We start from the raw sequence: 22540 nt of genomic DNA, 5'->3' as shown, positions 1-22540 counted from the left end.
CTCGGCGCCTCAGGCGGCCACGAGGCCGAGGCGCTCATCGGCGCGACTGACGACGGGCATCGTGTCCCGGGAGACCAGGAAGACAGGGCGGGTCGGGTTCACGGGGGCGTTGGTGACGGCGTTGTACGTGATGAGGAGTAATGCACGGCGGTCCGCTGATTGATTGTTCGACGAGGAATGGACGATGCTGGGGTGAAATGCCTGTATGGAACCCCGCGGCCCCAGAAAGAGCTTCCGTCCGTTGTCACGGGCCAGATCCTCTGCCCGGAGACTGTCCACGGTATAGGCGAGATCAGCCGACACATGTGTGCGCCAGTCCGATTCCTCTCCCTCCGCGCGGCTCTCGGGAAGGTCGAGGAGACCCAGTCGGTGCGACCCGGGTATGGCCGTGAGGGGGCCGTTGCCTTCGTGGACGTCGTCCAGGGAGATGGCGATGTTCACGGCGTCCGGACGCGGCATGCCGTCTTCCTCGTGCCAGAATGCGAAATCCTGGTGCCAGGGCCAGGCGGCGCCTTCGTGTGCCTGCTTCAGATTGACCTTGAACTGGTAGACGTACACAGGTCCGCCGATGAGCTCCTCAGCGAGTTGGACGAGGTACGGCAGCCGGACGAGGGCCGCGCACACCTCGTCGAAGGCGTGGCATCCGTGAATGGCCCGGGCGATTCCACTGCCCTGCTCGTGTACGACCTCGGGCCTGTGCTCACGGCTCATGGACAGGATGCGGTCCCGGATCAACTCGACGGCTTCGCCGCTGAACCGGTAGGGCGGTTCGCACCAACCACCCTTGTCGTAAGCCGACTTGAGGCCAGCGAGGGAGTCGACGGCAGTGTCGGCCATGGACGCGATCCTCCTGTGTGACGTTGGGGAGCGGGGAAAGGGCGGCGGCCCGCAGTTCTGTGATGGGCCGTCCGGAAGACCGGTCCGTCAGCCGGAGGTCAGGACCAGCGCGGCGTTCTGGCCACCGAAACCGAAGGACGTACTGAGTGCGCCGGTCGCGGACACGTCCCGCGGCTTCTCCTTGACCAGGTCGAGATTGGCGGCCGCACCGTCCACCTGGTCCAGGTTGGCGGTCGGCGGTACCAGCTGGTGCTCCAGCGCCAGGAGCGTGAAGCCCGCCTCCAGCGCGCCGGACGCGCCAAGGGCGTGCCCGGTGAGACTCTTGGTGGCGGTCACCGGCGGGGTGTGCGGGAACACCCGCTCGAGCATGCCGGCTTCCGCGGCGTCACCGATGGGGGTCGCGGTACCGTGGGCGTTGAGGTGTCCGATGTCCGAGGGGGTCATGCCCGCGTCGGCCAGCGCCGTGCGCGTGGCCAGCTCCGCGCCGCGCCCCTCGGGGTCGGGGGTGGTGAAGTGGTGGGCGTCGGCGGAGGCCCCGTAGCCTGCCACCCGGCCACGGATGCGAGCCGAGCGTGCCTGCGCGTCATCCGCTCGTTCCAGAATCAGGATGCCCGCCCCCTCGCCCAGCACGAATCCGTCCCGGTCGGCGTCGAAGGGGCGGGAGGCCTCGGCGGGGGCCGAGCCGCGCGTGGACAGCGCCCCCATGCGGCTGAAGCCGATGCTCGTGATTCGGGCCCGGCCCGATTCGGCGCCACCGACGATGGCCACGTCGCAGCTGCCGGCCCTGAGCAGGTCGCGGCCGACCCCGATGGCCGTGGCGCCGGAGGCACAGGCCGTGCTGACGCTCAGGCTGGGGCCGAACGCCCGCAGGTCGGTGCTGATATCGCCTGCCGTCATATTCGTCAGACAGCGCGAGACGAACAGGGGCGATACCCGCGATATGTTGCCTGCGGCGAAGTGGCGGGACTGCTTGTCCCAGTGGTGGGTGCTGGTGCCCCCCACGCCCAGGACGACCGCGACTCTGGCTCCGTCCCATGTCGTGGGGTCCAGCCCGGCATCGGCCACGGCTTCGCGGGCCGCCACGAGCGCCATCTGCGCGTAGGGTTCCAGGCGCCACGAGAGCGCGCGCCCCAGCAGGGCGTCGCCGTCGAAGCCGGGCACGGCACAGCAGAAGTCGACGGGCAGGTCCTGGAGGAGACTGTCGGTGGCGGCGGTCGAGACCCCGGCCAGGAGGCCGGCCCAGTTGGCCTCGACGCCAATGCCCAGAGGAGAGACCAGGCCGAGGCCGGTCACCGCCACCGAGGACTTGGCGCTCACGAGGCGGTCTCCGGTGAGTTGCTCATCGCGGCTTCCACGAGTGCCACGGCCTCGGCGATGGTGCTGTCCGGCGTCAGCTCCAAGGGCGGAACACCGTACTCCTCGTCCAGGATCACCGAGAACTCGACAAGCGCCAGAGAGTCGATCTTGAGCTCGACGAAAGTCACTTCAGGGGTGATCAGTGACCTCTGGATTCCCAGCGCGTCCGACAGTCGCTGGGCGATCTCGTCATGAAGACCGGACATCGAGCGTTCCTTTCACCATGGCCAAACAAGGGATGCACGTGATCGGGGTTCCGGGAGAAGTCCTTCGTCTGCGCAGACCCGCGTGACTGATAGAGATGTGCGGCTCTTCCAAGGGAATTTCTCGGTGCACTTCAGGGAACGCTGAAACCTCGTGCGCGGTCGAAGTCACTGCCTTCGACCCGATGTGCTCACGGCGATCGCGACCCTAGGCTACGGATCTCCGCTGTGGCAAGCGCCTTCGTCGCGGCGTATCCGGGCTTTTCGGTCATCACGCCCCGCCGCCTGGGGTGATCTTCGATCCAGGCTTTCGTTTTCACGCCTTGATATGCGAGTGAAAACGAAGCGATAGCGCCGCGCGTATCGTGGCGTAAGGTACGTGGCGATGGTTTGGAGGTGGGATCGGAGGAGGCGGGGAGGATTGCGCCCCGGGCTCCCGACAGACGTCCAGTGGTTGTGTGAGTGTGAAATTACCGGAGATCAGTCATGCCGAATTTGCGAGACGCGCTCAGGGAATTGCCGATCGGTCCGCTGCCGATCCCATGCGACCCTGACGACACGTCTCCCGTGCGTTGGGCGCACATGGCGAATGGTGTGGGCTTCTGGGCGGTGTCCGACTACCGGCTGGCCCGTAAGGTCCTCGCCGACACACGGTTCAGCCGCGCCGCCGCCGGCGCGGCGGACATGCCCAAGCTGGCCAGCATCGACCCTTCGCCCACCTCCATCATCAGCCTTGACGGATCCGCGCACGCCCGCCTGCGCAGGATTGTTGCGGGCGCCTTCACCGAGCGCCGGATCAGCGCTCTGCGCCCGGTCATCGAAACCAGGGTGACCGAGCTCCTGGACGCCCTGGCCGCACAGCGCGAGCGGCCGGCCGATCTGGTCTCCGGTCTCTCCGCGCCGCTGCCTCTCAGCGTGCTCTGCCACATGCTCGGGATTCCGGTCGCCGACCACGAGAGCTTCCGGGAGTGGGTCCCCGTCCTCTTCGACCTGGGGGGCGAGAGCGCCGAAAACAGGGCGCGAGCCTTCCGTATCACCCACTACATGTCGAAGCTCATCGGGCGCAAGCGCCGTGAGCCGGGCGACGACCTCATCAGCGCCCTGATCCAGATGGCGGATGACGAAGGCAAGCTGACGAACCGGGAACTGGTCACGCTGTCGCTCTCGCTCCTTATGGCCGGCTACGACTCGACCGCCGACCAGATCACCCTCGCTTTCCTGAGCCTTCTGCACGACCCCGGGCGCGCGGCGGCTCTGCGTGCCGACCCCGAACTCATTTCCGCGGAAGTCGAGGAACTGCTGCGGACGAACCCCTCGGCCCCGGTCAGTTTCAGTCGCGCGGTCACCGAACCGGTCCAGCTGGAGGGTGTCACCATTCTTCCTGGGCAACCGGTCCTGGTATTTCTCATGGGTGCCAATCGGAAAGTCCGGGAGACCGGAAGCCCGGCGGTGGGGAATTCCCATCTGACCTTCGGCCACGGAGTGCACCGCTGCCTCGGCGCTCCCCTGGCCCGTCTGCAACTGGCCACGGTCATCCGCATGACCCTGGACCGATTTCCTCGTCTGGCGCTCGCGGAGGATGTGGACGCCCTCGACTGGAAGCCCGCCGCGGCGACACGAGGTCTCAGGGCGTTGCGCGTCAACTGGTGACCTTACCGCTACGTGCCTTTGGTTCACCAAGGGGCAGATTGCCGCAGCCCCGCAGGACCCGTGCAACCTCTACCCCGCCCCACGGCGCAGCCGTACCAGCGGCCGCGCGGTGAAACGACCGCTGTGCCCCTTCTCCGACCAAAGCCTGAAGGTCGACCGCCGAAAGCACAAAGTAACCGTGCCCATCACCGCGGTGATCGCCCCGGAGACCTTGACGGTCACCAGCGTAACTTCCCGGTCCTGGGACAAAGGTGACAGCCGCCAATCTTTGCGGATCTGAGTCATCCGGCGCTGTAGGTGTGCCTATAGTGGGGCTTTCCACTGTGTGACGGGGATAAATAGTGGAGTTAGGGGGTATTCGGTATGGCGTCCTCTGATGCCAACCACGAACGAATCGCGATAACAGCCCTGGGTACGTTGTCGGTCACCGTCAATGGCCACCCTGTTGTGGTGGCGGGCCCGCGGCAGCGGACCATCTTCGCGATGCTGATGCTGGCCTGGGGCCGGGTCGTTTCGGTAGACAGTCTGGTGGACGCCGTGTGGGGTGACCGACCGCCCAACACGGCGCGTACTCAGGTGGCCATCTGCGTCGGCGCCCTGCGTAAGGCATTCAGGGAGGCGCGATACGAAGCGCCCATCATCCTGACGACCCATCCGGGCTACCGGCTGCTGACCGATAACTGCGGATTGGACGCGCGTGACTTCGCTGCCATCTGCACCGAGGCCGCCGAGAGCGCCAGGCAGGGGCGGACTGAAGAAGCCGTCGGACTGTACCGAAAGGCCCTGGACTTGTGGACCGGCCCCGCGCTGTCCGGGGTGGCCGGCCAGGTGGTCGAGGACGAGGCGACGCGCCTTAAGGCAGAGCGGCTCGCGGCCTACGAGGCACTGTTCGACGCGGAGCTCAAACTCGGCCGCCACCAGGAAGTGCTTCCAGAGCTCTCGGTGATGGCTTATGACCACCCGCTGCACGAACAGCTGCGCCGCAATCTGATGCTGGCGCAGTACCGGGCGGGCCGCAGGGCGGAAGCGGCCGAGGGGTTCCGGAGCTGGCGGAAGCGCTTCGTCGATGAGATAGGGATGGAGCCGAGCGCGTCGATCCACCAACTTCACCGCGCAATCCTCCAGGACGCCCCTGAACTCTCCCTGCGGGCCAACGCCGCGCCGCAGCGGGAGCGGCGCGCGGCGCCCTCGGAGCTCCCGCCCGACGTTCCGGACTTCCTGGGGCGAGCGGCGGAACTGGCGGCTTTAGACGCCCTGTTGGAGCATCCGGACGATGATGGGCACTGCCCGACGCGGACGGGGGTGGTCGCCGGGACCACCGGTGTGGGGAAGACGAGCCTCGTCGTGCACTGGGCCCACCGCACCAGCAAGTCCTTTCCCGATGGACGGCTCTACGCCGACCTGTCCCAGTACGACTGGAGTCAGCAGCCCGCGACGATACATGCGCTGTTGAGCCGCTTCATCCGCGCGCTCGGGGTCTCCGCGGACACGATCCCGGACCGGCCGGACGAGTCCGTGTCGCTCTATCGAAGCCTGTTGGCCGAACGTCGCGTCCTGGTCATCCTCGACAACGCTCACGCACTGTCGCACATCCAGCCGTTCCTGCCGGGCACCGGTCGCTCGTGCGCGCTGGTGACCAGCGGCGGACGCCAGGATCTGCTGGCCCTGGGCCGCGGATCGGTTCGGGTGGACCTCGAGGCCCTGCCCGCCTCCGAGTCCGCGGAACTCGTGATGAGGATCATCGGAGACAAGCGGGCCGCGGCCGACCCGCTGGCCGTGCACGAACTGTGCCGTCTGTGTGGTGGACTGCCGCTCGCGCTCCGCGCGGCCGCGTGTCGGCTGGCGGCCAAACCGCACTGGTCCGTACGCCACTTTCTGCACCGCCTCGCCGATGACCATCGGCGGCTCGACGAACTGAGCGCCAGCGGCCTGGAGCTGAGGGCCGGATTCGAGTGTGTCTACCGCCGTCTGCCCGAAGGCGCGGCCCGTATGTGCCGGATGCTGGGCCTGCTCGACGCGCCGGACTTCACCGCCCGTGTCGGGGCCGCCCTGCTCGACCTGCCCTCAACGGAAGCGGAAGACGCTATGGAGCAGCTCTTCGACATGCATTTGCTGACGGTGGTCGGCATGGATACCCGAGGCGAACTGCGCTACGGCTTTCATGAACTGGCGAGCCTTTTCGCGCAGGAAAAGGCACTGGCCGAGGAAACCGAGCAAGAGCGGCGAGACGCTCTCGAACGTGCGGCCAGGAGGCAACTGGCGAGCTTATAGAGCAGGCGCACTCGTCCGGGTCGTAGCGGTGCGATACAGCAAAAGATTCCCATGAAAATGGCGTCGAAATTAATGTGCGTAAAACTGTTTGCCAATCGATACCCCGATGATAAGTCGCCTGTCTAGCGTCCCCGTGTCACGTGCAGGCGGGGCGGATATGCAGGAGTAGCTGTGCGCACGGAAGGCAATGGCGTGGATGCTGAGACTCGGGCGTTCTGGCGCCGAGTGTTCGCCGACGTCGGGTTCACGCCATTGCCCAGGTGGTCGGGAGACTCCGCGCGACCCGTGGGAGCCGTCGGCCGTCCTTCACCGCCCGAGTCGCCGGGAATGCCCGCTCCACTTCACGCCGCGATTCCGGAGGAGACCGAGAAGGCGTTGCCGCCCGCCCCGCGGATGATCCCGGGGCTTGGCTCCGGAGTGCGGCCACCCCTGCTGGACGAGGATTTTATTGACGAGGTGATACTCGTACCGGAGCCCGACACGGTGCGGATGTGTCATCGCCTCGCCGGGCGCGGATTTGTGTTCGGAGGGTCCACCGGGACCGTCGTCAGCGGAGCCAGTCGATGGCTTGACGAAACGGCCCGGCGGACCGGGCTCACCTGTGTGGCAATATCGCCGGATATGGGCGAACGCTATCTCGACACCCTCTACCACGCCAACTGGGTGGACAATGTCTACGGGAACGACGCCCTGGGGTGGGGAAAATCGGACCCCACGGAATTTCAGATCAGCCGAATCTGATGTTGCAGGGCCTCTTCCATGGTCGCGTAGCAGTACGAAGCCCGGGCCGTCGAGAGCAGCGGCATATTGCGGCCCGCCGCCAGGAGCGACGCATGGCAGGCGGCGAGGACTTCTGGGCCTTCGACCCGCTGGTCCGCCGACCTGGCGTAGATCTTTCCTGCCGACACCGCGTCCGCCGGGGTCAACTCCAGCAGCCTGATACCGCCGCGATTGAGGAGACTCTGCACGGCCGAACCGGCGCCGAACTGATGTCCCTTGGTGCAGAGTTCATCCCAGCAGTTCCGCATGGAACAGGAAACCGCCAAAGTGACGGCGGGTACGACCAGGTGAATGTCATTGGTCAGTGCGGCCTCTTTGACTAATGAGGCGGTCGAGGTGTGGTCGACCGCTATCTCGTACAAGGCGAATGAATCGGCGACTGCGAACCCGTCTGATGTTCCCAGGAGGTCTTGCAGCTTCACTGATGCTCCCCTCGGTCCCAGGGCAGTATACGTGGCAGAAGGCAAGAGGATAGCGTCATGCGCCGGCGTCGCGGAAGCCGACCGGGTCGCCCGATACGCGGGGCGCAGGCTGCCCCAACGGGGCAAAAATAGGGGAATGGCCACGTGATATCGAAGTGATGAAGGAACGTGATGGGCTGGTCGCATCTGGCTTGTGGGCGCTGCCGGATCATGCTCCGCCCGCTCCTCATCCAGGTCATCGGCTTCATCATCGAAATCGAGGTTGTGGTGTGACGAATCCATTCGAGAACGCCGAGGGAAAATTCCTTGTCCTCATGAATGGGGAGGAACAGTATTCGCTGTGGCCCAGCTTCATCGAGGTGCCCGAGGGGTGGCGGGTCGCGCTCGAGGAGACGGACCGGCAGGTGTGCGTCGACTTCATTGAGAAGAACTGGACCGATATGCGACCCAAATCCCTCCGCGACGCCATGGACGCACACGCCTGAGGAATGTCGGGCCATGGCGGGTCATCCGTAGCGGGGACCTGCCCTGGCTCGATTTCGCGCCGTTATCGGCGTTCTTCATTCATTCTTCTCTGGAGTTGTGGCGGTGTCGCGCTGCCCAGCCTTCCGGTTTCAACTTATGGGTAGGTATCAGGTGTCTGGCACTCAAGCTGCTCGCTGGCCGTTGTCCGCCGCGCAGTCGGGCGTCTGGTTCGCCCACCAGTTGGGAATCACGGACCTGGACTTCAGCCTCGCGCAATGCATTGAGGTCCGCGGCGCGATCGATGAGGCACTGTTCGCGACCGCCACCAGAGAAGCCCTGCTCGAAGCGGAAGCCCTGCGGGTCCGTTTCACGGAAGACGCGGACGGCGTCTGGCAGACACCTCAACCCGTCCCCCACGATTGCCTGACGGTCCACGATGTGTCGGCGGATCCCGCCCCGGCGGACACCGCCCTGCGTTGGATGCGTGACGATCGCGCCCGTCCCGTCGACCTTTTGGCGGGAAGGCTGTACGAACTCGCCCTGTTCCGCCTGGCGGACGACCACTTCCTCTGGTACACGCGCGCCCACCACGCGGTCGTCGACGGTCATGGCGCCTCCCTGTTCACCGGGCGAGTCGCGGAGATCTATTCGGCGCTCGCCCAGGGGCGGCCCTCCGGGGACTCGCGGTTCGGGTCTCTGGGCACCCTCGTGGCGGAGGACGAGGAGTACCGGTCGTCGTCCGACTTCGCGGAGGACCGTGCGTACTGGCAGTCACGCCTCGCCAACAGGCCGGAGCGGTTCAGCCTCTCACGCCGCACCGCGACCTCGCGCCGATCGTCGCTGCGGGCCACGACCCACCTGCCCGCAGCGCTGAACAGCGACCTTCTCGCCCGAGCACGAGCCGCCCGAACCCACTGGTCCGTGGTGCTGACGGCCGCCGTCGCACTGTACGCGCACAGGATGACGGGCGCGGAACACATCACCCTCGGCTTCCCGGTCACCGCCCGCACCACGCTCGCCGCACGGCGCACCCCCGGCATGACGGCGAACGTCGTGCCGCTACGGCTCACCGTGTCCACGGACCACGACATCACCCGGCTCATCGGGCAGACCGCCCAGGCGGTGAAAGAGGCACTGCGGCACCAGCGATACCGTCAGGAAGACCTCCAGCGGCACTTCGCCTCGTCCCGCGACGCCTCGGGCTCCTTCGGCCCGCTGGTCAACATCATGGCCCTCGATGACGGCCTGACCTTCGGCGAGCATCCCGGAAACCTGCTCAATCTCGGCAACGGGCCTCTCGACGACCTCGCCTTCGACGTGTACGGGACGGCCCGCGGCGAAAACCTCGTCATCCATCTCGACGGCAACGAAAGCCTCTACACCGCCGACGAACTCACCTGGCACCTGGAGCGGTTCGAGCACACCCTGGCAGCGGCACTCGCCGAACCCGAGCGCTCCGCGGGCCGACTGGACGTGGTGCCGCCGCGGGAACGCGGGCTGATCCTCCACACCTGGAACGACACCGCTGCCGAAGTGCCGGAAGCGACATTGCCGACGCGTCTGGAGACACAGGCAAGGCGAACCCCCGACGCGCCGGCGGTAATCGCCGGACACGACACGATCACCTACGCGGAGCTGAACGCCCGCGCCAACCAACTGGCCCGGCTGCTGATCGAGTACGGCGCGGGGCCGGAACGGAGCGTCGCGGTCGCCCTGTCTCCGTCGATCGAGTGGGCCGTCGCCGTGCACGCCGTGACGAAGACCGGGGCGGCCTGCCTGGCCCTCGACCCGGAAGCCCCGGCCGACTGGATCGCCGATGTCCTCGAAGACACGCAACCGGTATGCGCGGTGACCTCGGCAGGCACACCGGCCCCCCTTCCGCGATCGTCGGCCCATGTCACCCTGGACCGCGCAGACTTCGACCGGAACCTCTCCGCACACTCCGCCACCGAGGTCACCGACGTATGCCGGACGGTCCCACTGCTGCCCGCCCACCCGGCGTATGTCCATCCCACCGCCACGGCCCGCGCGGCGGGCATGCCGACCTCGCACGCGGCGATCGCGAATCAGCTCACCTGGATGCAGGCCCGTCACCCGCAGGGCCCCGGCGACCGGATACTCCAGCGGACACCCGACGGCTTCGGAACCCCCGTCTGGGAATGCCTCTGGGCGCTGGGCACCGGCGCGACCCTGGTGGCCCCGAGCCCCGGTGAACGTCACCGCGCCGCGGCCGACCTCGCCACGGCCCTCGCCGCGCACATCCGCACCTGGCGGATCACGACACTGCACGTCACCCCCACCGTGCTCGCGGCACTCCTTGACGAGCCGCACGCGGGCGGATGCTCCTCCCTGCTCACCGTCGTCTGCGCCGACGAGCCACTGCCGGCTGAGCTGGCCGTACGCTTCCGGAACACCTTCGACGCGGGCCTGTGCGCCACCTACGCCCCCGCCGACGCGGCCGTCGACGCCACGGCTTGGGACGTCGGCGACGAAGCGGGATCCGGTGTCGCCCCGATCGGCCGGCCGGTGCCCAACACCCGGGCGTACGTTCTGGACGAGCAACTGCGACCGGTGCCGGTGGGCGTTGCCGGAGAGCTGTACGTGGCCGGCGGCCATCTGGCACGCGGGTATGCGAACCGTCCAGGGCTGACGGCGGAGCGCTTTGTGGCCGACCCGTTCGGACCTGCGGGCGAGCGCATGCTCCGCACGGGGGACGCGGCGCGTCGGCAGCCGGACGGAGCACTCGAATACCTCGGCCGCCTCGACGAGCGCGTCACCGTCAGCAGCCTCCGCATGGGCCGCGCAGACATCGAGTCCGTCCTGGCCGAGCACCCCCACGTCGGCCGGGCCGCGGTCGTTCCCCAGAAGGACGAGTCCGACTCCGCCGGGCCCATCGCCTACGTGGTCCCGCGGGCCGGCGCCGTGGCCGATCCGGACGAGATACGGCTTTTCGCCGGAGAACGGCTGTCGGAGGCTCTGACACCGGCCACCGTCGTCGTGCTGGACACCTTCCCCGTCACCGCGCGGCACACACTGGACCGGGCGGCGCTGCCGCTTCCGGGCGCGTCCGCCGGACGCATCCGGCGCACGCCACGGAACCCGCGGGAAGAGGCCCTCTGCCACGCGTTCGGCGAGGTCCTCCGCATCGAACCGCCGGGCATCGACGACAGCTTCTTCGACCTCGGTGGACAGTCCCTCACGTCCATCCGGCTGCTGAGCAAGGTGCGTGCCGAATTCGGCGTGGAGCTGCCGGTACGCGCGCTGTTCGAGGCCCCCACCGTCGCGCAGTTGGCGCAGCGGCTCGACCAGGCGGAGCGGGCTCTCCGGGCCGAGCTGGTCCCTGCGGCGCGCCCGAACCACGTTCCGCTGTCCTTTGCCCAGCGCCGCCTCTGGTTCCTGAACCGCCTCGAGGGGCCGGAGTCCTCCGCGTACAACATGCCCTTCGCTGTGCGGCTGACCGGGCCGCTGGACCGCGAGGCCCTGACGGCGGCCCTGCGGGACGTGGTCGCCCGCCATGAGAGCCTGCGCACCGTCTTCCCCGAAGGACCTGACGGCACTCCGTACCAGAGGATCCTGCCCGCGGACGAGGCGTCGACGGTGCCCGTGGACACCGTCACCACGAGTTTCGAGGAGCTACAGGCTCGTCTCACCCGGGCCGCCGGCCGCGGATTCGACCTGACGGGCCACCTTCCCCTGCGGGGCACGCTGTTCGCCCTCGGCCAGGACGAGCATGTGCTCCTGATCGTGTTGCACCACATCGCGGGTGACGGCTGGTCGATGGTGCCCCTGGCCCGCGACGTGGTCGCCGCCTACGAGGCGCACACCGCCGGCCGCGCTCCGGTATGGGGACCGTTGCCGGTGCAGTACGCGGACTACGCCCTGTGGCAGCACCGTCTCCTCGGTGAGGAGAGCGATCCAAACAGCCTGCTTTCGCGCCAACTGCGTTACTGGGCCGATGCCCTCGCCGACCTGCCTGAGCGGTTGGAACTGCCCGCCGACCGCCCCCGCCCCGTGGTTGCCTCGCACCGGGGCGCGAGCGTGCCCGTGGAGATGGGCCCCGAGATTCACCGGGCGCTCACCGCTCTGGCGCAGGACACCGAGGCCAGCCTCTTCATGGTGGTGCGGGCGGCGTTCGCGGCGCTGCTGTCACGGCTCGGCGCGGGGACGGATATCCCGATCGGTTCGCCGGTGGCGGGGCGCACGGATGAGGCGCTCGACGATCTGGTCGGGTTCTTTGTGAACACTCTGGTGTTGCGCACGGACCTGTCGGGTGATCCGACGTTCCGTGAGCTGGTGGCGCGAGTACGGGAGACAGACCTGGCGGCCTACGCCCATCAGGACGTGCCCTTCGAACACTTGGTGGAGGTGCTCAACCCCACCAGGTCGATGTCGGCGCATCCGCTGTTCCAGGTGATGCTGGCCTTCCAGAACAATGCCGCCCCCCGTTTTGCACTGCCCGGGATCTCTACGACGATCGACCAGCTCGACACCCAGACATCCAAGTTCGACCTGCTTCTGAACCTTACCGAGAAGCACTATGACAACGGCGAACCGGCCGGTCTGACGGGATACCTGGAGTTCGCTGTTGATCTGTTTGATCGGGTGACGGTTGAGGGGTTGGTGGAGCGGTTCGGGCGGTTGTTGGCCGCGGTGGTGGCAGATGCGGACCAGCGGGTGGGTGAGCTGGAGGTTCTGTCCGCGGAAGAGCGGCATGAGCTGCTGGTCCGGCGTAATGACACGGGGGTGGTGGTTCCGTGGGTGTCGTTGCCGGAGGCGTTTGAGGCGCAGGTGGCGCGGGCGCCGGGTGCGGTGGCGGTGGTCTTCGGGGGTGTTGAGCTGTCGTATGGGGAGTTGAACGTTCGGGCGAATCGGCTGGCGCGGTTGTTGGTGGAGTGTGGGGCGGGTCCTGAGCGGGTTGTGGGGTTGATGGTTCCGCGGTCGGAGTGGTTGCCGGTGGTGTTGTTGGCGGTGGTGAAGTCGGGTGCGGCGTATGTGCCGGTGGATCCGGAGTATCCGGCCGAGCGGGTGGCGTACATGTTGCAGGATGTGGATCCGGTGTGTGTGCTGGGGTCGGCTGAGGCGCTGGCACTGGTGCCGGAGGCGCTGCGTGGCCGCAGGGTGGAGATCCCGGCCGGTGCGGGGGTGCTGGATGGTTATGCGGATTCCGATCTGTCGGCTGTGGAGCGGGGTGGTGTGCTGCGGCCTGAGCATCCGGTGTATGTGATGTATACGTCGGGGTCGACGGGTCGTCCGAAGGGTGTGGTGTTCCCGGCTGGGGCGATGGTGAATCTGCTGGCGTGGCATGGTGGGGTGATGCCTGGGGGTGCGGGCGCGCGTACGGGGCAGTTCGCGTCTTTGGGTTTTGATGCGGCGGCGCATGAGATGTTCTCGGCGTTGTGGTCGGGGAAGTCGCTGGTGGTGCCGCGTGATGATGTGCGTCGGAGTGCGGTGGAGTTGGTGCGGTGGTTCGAGGGGCATGGGGTGGGTGAGTTGTTTGCTCCGATGCCGATGGTGGTGGCGGTGGTGGAGGCTGCGGGTGAGCTGGGGTTGGAGCTTCCGGCTTTGCGGGATGTGGCGCAGGCGGGTGAGGCGCTTGCTGTGCATGCTGGGGTGCGGGAGTTCTTTGGGCGGGTGTCGGGGCGGCGGTTGCACAACTATTACGGGCCGACGGAGACGCATGTGGTGACGGCGTTGTCGTTGGAGGGGGATCCGGAGGGGTGGCCGGTGTTTCCGTCGATCGGGCGTCCGGTGGCCAACAGTCGGGTGTATGTGTTGGACGGGTCGCTGCGGCCGGTGCCGGTGGGGGTGGCCGGTGAGCTGTATTTGGCGGGTGCCCAGCTGGCTCGTGGGTACCACAACCGTCCTGGCCTGACCGCCGAGCGTTTCGTCGCCGACCCGTATGGGCGGGTGGGTGAGCGGATGTATCGCACGGGGGATCTGGCGCGGTGGTGTGCGGATGGCACGGTCGAGTTTTTGGGGCGTGCGGACTTCCAGGTGAAGATCCGTGGTTTCCGGGTGGAGCCGGGTGAGGTCGAGGCGGTCGTTGCCGGGCATCCGGGGGTGGCCCAGGTGGCGGTGGTGGCGCGGGAGGACCGACTGGGGGACAAGCGTCTGGTGGCGTATGTCGTCCCGGAGGCCGGTGCGGCCGAGGTGGTTCACGACGGGGCGGTGGTGGGGCGGGAGTTGCGGGGGTTTGTGGGTGAGCGGTTGCCGGAGTTCATGGTGCCGTCGGCGGTGGTGGTTGTGGACGCGTTGCCGGTGACGGTGAATGGGAAGTTGGACCGGCGTGCGTTGCCCGCGCCGGATTATGCGACGGTGGTCTCTTCTCGCGCGCCACGTGATGCGCGTGAGGAGGCGTTGTGTGAGATCTTCGCCGAGGTGCTGGGCCTGGAGCGGGTCGGGATCGATGACAGCTTCTTCGAGCTGGGCGGCCACTCCCTGCTCGCCACCCGAGTCATCAGCCGCATCCGCACCCGACTGGGCGTGGAACTCCCCCTCCGCACCCTGTTCGAAGGCCCATCTGTGGCCCAGCTCGGTGACCGGCTGGCGGTCGACCGCGGCCCGGCCCGCACAGCGCTGGCCCCCGCTGCCCGGCCCGCCGAGGTGCCGCTGTCCTTCGCCCAGCGCCGACTGTGGTTCCTCAACCGCCTGGAGGGCCCGGCCACGTCGACGTACAACCTGCCCATCACGCTGCGGCTGACCGGCCGCCTGGACCAAAAGGCGCTCGCCGCCGCACTTCAGGATGTCGTCGAGCGGCACGAGAGCCTGCGCACGGTCTTTCCCGAAGGCCCCGACGGCACCCCCCACCAGCGGATTCTCGACGGCAGCCAGGCGTGCTCGACGTTGGAGGTCGCGCATTCGACGGCAGAGGAACTCCCTGAGCTCCTGTCGACAGCCGCAGGCCGTGGATTCGACCTCACCCGTGAATTGCCCCTTCACGCCACGCTGTTCGCACTGGATGAGACCACGCATGTGCTGATGGTCGTCCTTCACCACATCGCGGGTGACGGATGGTCGATGGCACCGCTGGCACGGGACGTGGCCGCGGCCTATGAGGCGCGTGCCGCCGGCCGCGCTCCGGAATGGCAGCCGCTGCCGGTGCAGTACGCCGACTACGCGCTGTGGCAGCGCGATCTCCTCGGTGACGACACCGACCCCGACAGCCTCGCCCACCACCAGATCACCTACTGGACCGAAGCCCTGGCCGACCTTCCGGAGCAGCTTGCGCTGCCCACGATCCGGCCACGCCCCGCGATCGCCTCGAACCGGGGCGACAGCATCATGTTCACACTGGACGCCGAGCTCCATCAGGGTCTCGCCGAACTGGCCCGGCAGTCGGGCGCCAGCGTGTTCATGGTGGTGCGGGCGGCGTTCGCCGTGTTGCTGTCGCGGCTCGGTGCGGGAACGGACATCCCGATCGGATCGCCGATCGCCGGGCGCACCGACGAGGCACTGGACGACATGGTCGGCTTCTTCGTCAACACCCTGGTGCTGCGCACCGACCTCTCCGGCGACCCGACCTTCCGGGAACTGATTGGCCGGGTCCGTGAGACCGACCTGTCCGCCCATGCCCACCAGGACGTCCCCTTCGAGCACCTGGTGGAGGTGCTCAACCCGGTGCGGTCGATGTCATCGCACCCCCTGTTCCAGGTGATGCTGGCCTTCCAGAACATCGAACGGCCGGAACTCCGGCTCGAGGGGCTCACCGTGGCGGTCGAGCCGGCCGCCGCCGAGACCGCCCGCTTCGACCTGTGCGTATACCTCGACGAGCTGCACGCGGACACCGGCGCCGAGGACGGACTCGCCGGCGTACTGGAATTCGCCACCGATCTGTACGACCGGGACACAGTCGAACAGTTGGTGGAGCGCTTCGAACGGGTGCTGCGCAGCGTGGTCCGGAATCCGGAGCAGACGGTCGGTGCGCTCGGTGTACTCTCCGTGGCCGAGCGCCGGCGGATCGTCGAGGAGTGGAACGACACCGGCGTCGAGGTGCGGCAGGCGCCACTGCCCGTGCTTTTCGAGCAGCAGGTGGCGCGGACACCTGACGCGACGGCAGTGGTCTTCGACGGCGTCGAACTCACCTACGAGGAACTGAACTCGCGGGCCAACCGCCTCGCGCGGCTGCTCGTCGAGCGGGGAGCGGGCCCGGAGCGCCTGGTCGCCCTCGCTCTGCCCCGGTCGATCGAGCAGGTCGTGGCGGTGTACGCGGTGGTGAAGGCCGGAGCCGCCTACCTTCCCGTGGACCCCGAATACCCGGTCGACCGGATCGCGTACATGCTCGAGGACGCCCGGCCCGTGTGCGTGCTCAGCTCGGCCGACACGGTGTCACTGTTGCCGGACGCACTGCCTACCGTGGTCCTTGACACCCCTGTACTCGACGATGCCCTCGCGGGGTACCCGGACACCGATCTGTCCGACGACGACCGGACCGCGCCGCTGCTCCTCTCGCATCCCGCGTATGTGATTTACACCTCCGGATCCACCGGTCGCCCCAAGGGCGTGATGATTCCGCACGAAGCCATCGTGAACCGGCTGGCGTGGATGCAGGCGAAGCACCCCCAGGGCGCGGGCGACCGGATTCTGCAGAAGACACCGACCGGATTCGACGTCTCGGTGTGGGAGTTCTTCTGGGCGCCCCAGGTCGGCGCGACCCTGGTGATCGCCAGGCCCGGTGGGCACCGGGACCCGGCCTACCTCGTGGAAGTCATCCGTACCCAGCGGGTCACAACACTGCAGTTCGTCCCGTCGATGCTCGCGGTGTTCCTGGCGGAACCGACCGCCGCCACCTGCACCACCCTGCACACGGTCATCATGGGCGGCGAGGCGCTGTCGCTCGAGCTGGCCGAGAAGTTCCGCAACACCCTGGACGCGGGGCTCTACAACCTCTACGGACCCACCGAGGCGTCCATCGACGTGACCCGCTGGGTGTGCCGCCACGAGCCCGGGGCGACAAGCGTGCCCATCGGCGCCCCGGTGTGGAACACCCGGGCCTACGTCCTGGACGACGGGCTGCGGCCGGTCCCGGCCGGCGTACCCGGCGAGCTCTATGTGTCGGGCGTGCAGCTGGCGCGCGGCTATGTGGGCCGCCCCGCGCTGACGGCTGACCGGTTTGTGGCGAACCCGTACGGTGCGCCGGGGGAGCGGATGTACCGTACCGGCGACCTGGTGCGCTGGCGCGTGGACGGGAACATCGAGTTCCTCGGACGCACGGACTTCCAGGTGAAGATCCGGGGGTTCCGTGTCGAGCTGGGCGAGGTGGAGTCGGCGGTGGCCGCCCACCCGGCGGTCGAGCAGGCCATGGTCACGGTCCGCACCGGCCATGACGAGGAGGCCCGCCTGGTCGCCTACGTCGTCCCGGCCGCCGACGCCGGCATCGAGCCGAACGAGCTGCGGCGGTACGTGGGCGGGCGGCTGCCGGAATTCATGGTGCCGGCCGCCGTGGTCGTCCTCGTCGCCTTCCCAGTGACCGTGAACGGGAAGCTGGACCGCAAGGCGCTGCCTGTACCGGACTTCGCGGCCGAGGTGTCCGGCCGGGCGCCGCGGGACGCGCGCGAAGAGGTGCTGTGCGGCCTGTTCGCCGAGATCCTGGGCCTGGAACGGGTCGGCATCGAGGACAATTTCTTCAACCTGGGCGGACACTCCCTGCTCGCCACCCGCCTGGTCAACCGGATACGCGCAGTCATGAGCGTGGAACTGCCCCTGCGCGCCCTGTTCGAGGCGCCGAGCGTGGCACTCCTGGCCCGGCGCATCGCGGATGCCGAAGGCGCTCGCGCGGTGCTGTCCCCGATGCCCCGCCCGGCCGAGGTGTCCCTGTCGTATGCCCAGCGGCGGCTGTGGTTCCTCAACCGTCTGGAAGGCTCGACCGCCGCCACGTACAACATGCCCATCGCGCTGCGGCTGAGCGGCGCACTGGACCTGGAGGCACTGGCCGCGGCGCTCGCGGATGTGGTCGCCCGCCACGAGAGCCTGCGGACGGTGTTCCCGGAAGGCACCGACGGCACCCCGTTCCAGAAGATCCTCGCTCCCTCAGCCGCTCGGGTGGAACTGCCGCTGATCCGCATCCCGGAAGCGGAGCTCCCCGCGGCACTGGCCCGAGAGACCGCCCGCGGCTTCGATGTGACCGCCGAACTGCCCCTTCGGGCCCGCATGTTCCAACTCGCAGAGACCTCACATGTGCTGTTCGTGGTCCTGCACCACATCGCGGGTGACGGCTGGTCGATGGCGCCCCTGGCCCGGGACGTGGCCACGGCCTACGAAGCACGGATGGCGGGGAACGCTCCCCGGTGGCAGCCGCTGCCGGTGCAGTACGCGGACTACGCGCTGTGGCAGCGGGAGCTGCTGGGCGACGACTCCGATCCCAAGAGCGTGATCAGCCAGCAGGTGGAGTACTGGGAGGCGACGCTCGCCGGCCTTCCTGAGCAGTTGGAGCTGCCCACGGACCGGCCGCGGCCGGCCATCTCCTCCCATCGCGGCGGACACGTTCCGGCCGAGCTCGACGCACAGCTCCATCAGGGTCTGACCGACCTGGCCCGGGAGTCGGGTGCGAGTGTGTTCATGGTGGTGCGGGCGGCGTTCGCCGCGCTGCTGTCGCGGCTGGGTGCGGGTACGGACATCCCGATCGGATCGCCGGTCGCCGGGCGTACGGACGAGGCACTGGACGACCTCGTCGGCTTCTTCGTCAACACGCTCGTGCTGCGGACGGATGTGTCGGGCGCCCCGACCTTCCGTGAGCTCATCGCCCGGGTACGGGAGTCGGACCTGCGGGCATTTGCGCACCAGGACGTGCCGTTCGAGCACCTGGTGGACGCGCTCAACCCGGCCAGGTCCATGGCGCGGCACCCCCTGTTCCAGGTGATGCTGGCCTTCCAGAACACCACCCCTCCCCGTCTTGAGCTGCCCGGTCTCGTTCTCACCGCGGAACCGGCGGAACTCGGGGCGGTGAAGTTCGACCTGTCCGTCAATCTCAACGAGGCCTTCGACGTCGATCGGCGGCCCGCCGGAATCACCGGCGAATTCACTTATGCCGCCGATCTGTTCGACCGGGCGACCGTTGAGGGGTTTGTCCGCCGGTTCGAGCGGTTGTTGGGGGAACTGGTCGCGGATCCGGACAGGCCGGTGGTGCTGGCGGAGATTCTGTCGGCCGAGGAGCGGCGTCGTGTGGTGGAGGAGTGGAACGAGGGGGAGGGCGCCCTGGAGAGGGTGACATTCCCCGAGTTGTTCGCGGAGCAGGTGGGGCGTGTTCCGGACGCGGTGGCGGTGGAGTTCGGCGACAAGGTGTTGTCGTACGCCGAGCTGGACGCCCGGGCAGAGCGGTTGGCGCGGGTGCTGGTGGATCTCGGGGCCGGTCCTGAACGGGTGGTGGCGGTGGTGTTGCCGCGGTCGGCCGACTCCGTGGTTGCCATGGTGGCGGTGTTGAAGTCGGGTGCCGTGTACCTGCCGGTTGATGTGGAGTATCCGGTCGACCGGGTGGCTCTCATGTGTACCGACATGGATCCGGTCTGCGCGGTGACGACGGAAGAGGCGGCGGCGCTGTTGCCGGCTGGGGTCTCCCGGGTCTTTGTGGACGGAGTGGAAGACGGAGTCTCCGCGGTCGGAGATGCGGCTCTCGCTGTGGGTGAGGGGGGTCGGGTCGCTCCTGGGCTGGTGCCGGGGAATGCGGCGTATGTCATTTATACGTCGGGGTCGACGGGGCGTCCGAAGGGCGTGGTGGTTGAGCATCGGGCGCTGGCGAACTATGTGGGGTGGGCGCGGGTGAATCACCCGGGGGCGGGTGATGTGGGGGCGTGGCACTCGCCGGTGACGTTCGACATGACCTTGGCGTCGGTGCTGGTGCCCTTGGTGTCGGGTGGCTGTGTCCGGGTGCTCGATGTCCTGTCGGGGGTCGATGCGGGGTCTGTGGAAACGCGGGTGGCGCCGTCGTTCATGAAGGCGACGCCCAGCCATCTGCCGTTGCTGGCCGCTTTGCCGGAGAAGTTCTCTCCGGTGGGAGAGCTTGTGCTGGGCGGTGAGGCGCTGGTGGTGTCGGATCTGGCGGAGTGGCGGCGAAACCATCCTGGGGTGACGGTGGTGAACGCGTATGGGCCCACTGAGACGACGGTGAACTGTACGGAGTTCCTTGTGGCCCCGGGTGAGACGCTGGGTGAGGGGTCGGTGCCGATCGGGCGTCCGCAGGCTGGCTGCCGGGTGTTTGTGCTGGATGCGGGTTTGCGTCCGGTGCCTGTGGGCGTGGTGGGTGAACTCTATGTGTCGGGTGTTCAGCTGGCTCGCGGGTATGCCGGCCGGACTGTAGTGACGGCGGAGCGGTTTGTCGCCAATCCGTTCGGTGTCGATGGTGAGCGGATGTATCGCACGGGGGATCTGGTGCGGTGGCGGGCGGATGGGAACCTTGAGTATGTGGGGCGTGCGGACGCCCAGCTTCAGGTGCGTGGTTTCCGGATCGAACCCGGAGAAATCGAAGCCATCGTCTCGGAGTACCCAGGAGTTGCCCGGACCGCGGTCATCCTGCGCGAGGACCAACCGGGGGACAAGCGCCTCGTCGCCTACGTCGCCCCTGTGGCCGGGACGACACTGGAGACGGACGCGGACACCATCCGGAAACACGTGAGCGGGCGGCTTCCCGCCTACATGGTCCCGGCCGCGGTGGTGCCCCTCACGGAGCTGCCGTTGACAGCCCACGGGAAACTTGACCGCGACGCCTTGCCCGCTCCTGAATTCCAGAGCCGTGAAAGCCGCGAGCCGCGGAACATACAGGAACGGACGCTCTGCACGATCTTCGCCGAAGTCCTCCACGTGGAGCGGGTCGGGATCGACGACAACTTCTTCGACCTGGGCGGACACTCCCTTCTCGCGACTCGGCTGGTCAGCCGCATCCGCACGGTGCTGGGTGCCGAGCTGCCGCTGCGGGCGCTGTTCGAGGCCCCGTCCGTGGCCCGCCTTTCCGAACGGCTGACCGGGGCGACAGGCGCGAGGTCCGCACCGACGCCCATGCGCCGCCCCGCCGAGGTGCCGCTGTCCTTCGCACAGCGCAGGATGTGGCTCCTCAACCGCATCGAGGGGGCGACGGCCTCCACGTACAACATGCCCATCGCGCTGCGGCTGGACGGGGATCTGGACCGTGAGGCTCTGCGCGCGGCGATCCACGATGTGATGGGCCGGCACGAGGCGCTGCGGACGGTCTTCCCCGAGGGCCCGGACGGCTCGCCGTTCCAGCAGATCGTCGACGGGGAGCGAGCCTCCCTGACGGTGCATGTGATCGACGCGACGGCGGAGACACTCCCGGCGCTCGTGGCGGAGCAAGTGGAGCGCGGGTTCGACCTGCGGTCAGAGCTGCCGTTGCGGGCGGTGTTGTGCGCGCTGGCGGATGATTCGCATGTCCTGGTGGTCGTGCTGCATCACATAGCGGGTGACGGCTGGTCGATGGTGCCGTTGGCGCGGGATGTGGCCGTGGCGTATGAGGCGCGTGTCGCGGCGGTGGCTCCGGAGTGGGAGCCGTTGCCGGTGCAGTACGCGGACTACGCGTTGTGGCAGCGTGGGCTGCTGGGGGATGAGTCGGATTCCGGAAGTCTGCTCAGTCGGCAGGTGGAGTTCTGGAAGGGAGCGTTGGCGGGGGTTCCGGAGCAGTTGGAGTTGCCGGTGGATCGGCCGCGGCCGGTGGTGGCGTCGTTCCGGGGTGAGCAGGTGGCGTTCGAGGTGGACGCGGGGGTGCATGCGGGGCTCGCGAAGCTGGCGCGTGAGTCGGGTGCGAGTGTGTTCATGGTGGTGCGGGCGGCGTTCGCGGCGCTGCTGTCGCGGCTTGGCGCGGGGACGGATATTCCGATCGGTTCGCCGGTGGCGGGGCGTACGGATGAGGCGTTGGACGATCTGGTCGGGTTCTTCGTCAACACGCTGGTGCTGCGGACGGACCTGTCGGGTGATCCGACGTTCCGTGAGCTGGTGGGGCGGGTGCGGGAGACGGACCTGGCGGCTTTCGCGAACCAGGATGTGCCGTTCGAGCATCTGGTGGAGGTGTTGAACCCGGCGCGGTCGATGTCCCGGCATCCGCTGTTCCAGGTGATGCTGGCCTTCCAGAACAACGAACAGGCCGAACTCCGACTCCCTCAGCTCACGCTCACTGGCGAGCTCACGGAAACGGGGACATCGAAATTCGATCTGCTCCTCAGGGTTGCCGAGAGGGAAGCGAACGCCGGAGGCATGGACTGCCTCCTGGAGTTCGCTGTTGATCTGTTTGATCGGGTGACGGTTGAGGGGTTGGTGGAGCGGTTCGGGCGGTTGTTGGCTGCGGTGGTGGCTGAGCCTGAGGTGCGGGTGGGTTCGTTGGATGTTCTGTCGGTGGAGGAGCGGCGGAATGTTCTGGTGGGGTGGAACGACACGGGGGTGGTGGTTCCGTGGGTGTCGTTGCCGGAGGCGTTTGAGGCGCAGGTGGCGCGGGCGCCGGGTGCGGTGGCGGTGGTCTTCGGGGGTGTTGAGCTGTCGTATGGGGAGTTGAACGTTCGGGCGAATCGGCTGGCGCGGTTGTTGGTGGAGTGTGGGGCGGGTCCTGAGCGGGTTGTGGGGTTG

Annotated in this window: 8 protein-coding genes and 1 pseudogene (1 of these 9 cut by a window edge); 5 read left to right on the top strand and 4 right to left on the bottom strand. The window is 68.0% G+C overall.

Features of this window, described 5'->3' with window-relative positions:
* Positions 1–9 precede the first annotated feature (9 nt).
* The 3 genes from ACWY4P_RS01545 to ACWY4P_RS01535 form a co-directional block, all read right to left on the bottom strand.
* A complete protein-coding gene (locus tag ACWY4P_RS01545; protein ID WP_456208255.1) occupies positions 10–837 on the bottom strand; it encodes a phytanoyl-CoA dioxygenase family protein in 828 nt (275 codons plus the stop codon).
* An 87-nt stretch (positions 838–924) separates the two neighbouring features.
* On the bottom strand, positions 925–2154 hold the full coding sequence (locus ACWY4P_RS01540; RefSeq protein WP_456208254.1) for a beta-ketoacyl-[acyl-carrier-protein] synthase family protein: 1230 nt from the start codon (positions 2152–2154) through the stop codon (positions 925–927).
* Entirely contained in the window at positions 2151–2399 is a 249-nt protein-coding gene (locus tag ACWY4P_RS01535) for a phosphopantetheine-binding protein (RefSeq protein ID WP_456208253.1), read from the bottom strand. Before ACWY4P_RS01535 ends, ACWY4P_RS01540 begins: the two co-directional genes overlap by 4 nt.
* Before the next feature lie 579 nt (positions 2400–2978).
* Here ACWY4P_RS01535 and ACWY4P_RS01530 point away from each other — a divergent pair.
* From ACWY4P_RS01530 to ACWY4P_RS01520, 3 genes and pseudogenes are all read left to right on the top strand, one after another.
* Positions 2979–4046: a cytochrome P450 gene (locus ACWY4P_RS01530; RefSeq protein ID WP_456208252.1), complete on the top strand. Its 1068-nt coding sequence runs from the start codon at positions 2979–2981 to the stop codon at positions 4044–4046.
* A 363-nt stretch (positions 4047–4409) separates the two neighbouring features.
* Positions 4410–6317, top strand: coding sequence for a BTAD domain-containing putative transcriptional regulator (locus tag ACWY4P_RS01525; RefSeq protein ID WP_456208251.1), 1908 nt, complete (start codon positions 4410–4412; stop codon positions 6315–6317).
* A 378-nt stretch (positions 6318–6695) separates the two neighbouring features.
* A pseudogene (locus tag ACWY4P_RS01520) lies at positions 6696–7058 on the top strand (2,3-diaminopropionate biosynthesis protein SbnA); the annotation flags it as partial.
* On the opposite strand, the gene ACWY4P_RS01515 reads toward ACWY4P_RS01520, so the two are convergent.
* A complete protein-coding gene (locus tag ACWY4P_RS01515) occupies positions 7040–7519 on the bottom strand; it encodes a hypothetical protein (protein WP_456208250.1) in 480 nt (159 codons plus the stop codon). The pseudogene ACWY4P_RS01520 and the gene ACWY4P_RS01515 overlap by 19 nt on opposite strands.
* Before the next feature lie 269 nt (positions 7520–7788).
* Between ACWY4P_RS01515 and ACWY4P_RS01510 the strand changes: the two genes are divergently transcribed.
* Positions 7789–8004, top strand: coding sequence for an MbtH family protein (locus tag ACWY4P_RS01510; RefSeq protein ID WP_456208249.1), 216 nt, complete (start codon positions 7789–7791; stop codon positions 8002–8004).
* A gap of 181 nt (positions 8005–8185) precedes the next feature.
* A protein-coding gene (locus tag ACWY4P_RS01505) for an amino acid adenylation domain-containing protein (protein ID WP_456208248.1) crosses the window boundary here: on the top strand, positions 8186–22540 show its 5' portion. Its footprint extends 1683 nt past the window's final position; the window shows 14355 of its 16038 coding nt (coding positions 1–14355); its start codon is at positions 8186–8188; the stop codon falls past the right edge of the window.

The organism is Streptomyces sp. LZ34 (assembly GCF_053890475.1).
This window is presented reverse-complemented; position numbering and strand designations above follow the sequence as displayed.

Excerpts from the sequence above, each read along its gene's own strand:
- ACWY4P_RS01545 (WP_456208255.1), bottom strand. The coding sequence starts at position 837 with ATGGCCGACACTGCCGTCGACTCCCTCGCTGGCCTCAAGTCGGCTTAC.
- ACWY4P_RS01535 (WP_456208253.1), bottom strand. The coding sequence starts at position 2,399 with ATGTCCGGTCTTCATGACGAGATCGCCCAGCGACTGTCGGACGCGCTG.
- ACWY4P_RS01530 (WP_456208252.1), top strand. The coding sequence starts at position 2,979 with ATGGCGAATGGTGTGGGCTTCTGGGCGGTGTCCGACTACCGGCTGGCC.
- ACWY4P_RS01525 (WP_456208251.1), top strand. The coding sequence starts at position 4,410 with ATGGCGTCCTCTGATGCCAACCACGAACGAATCGCGATAACAGCCCTG.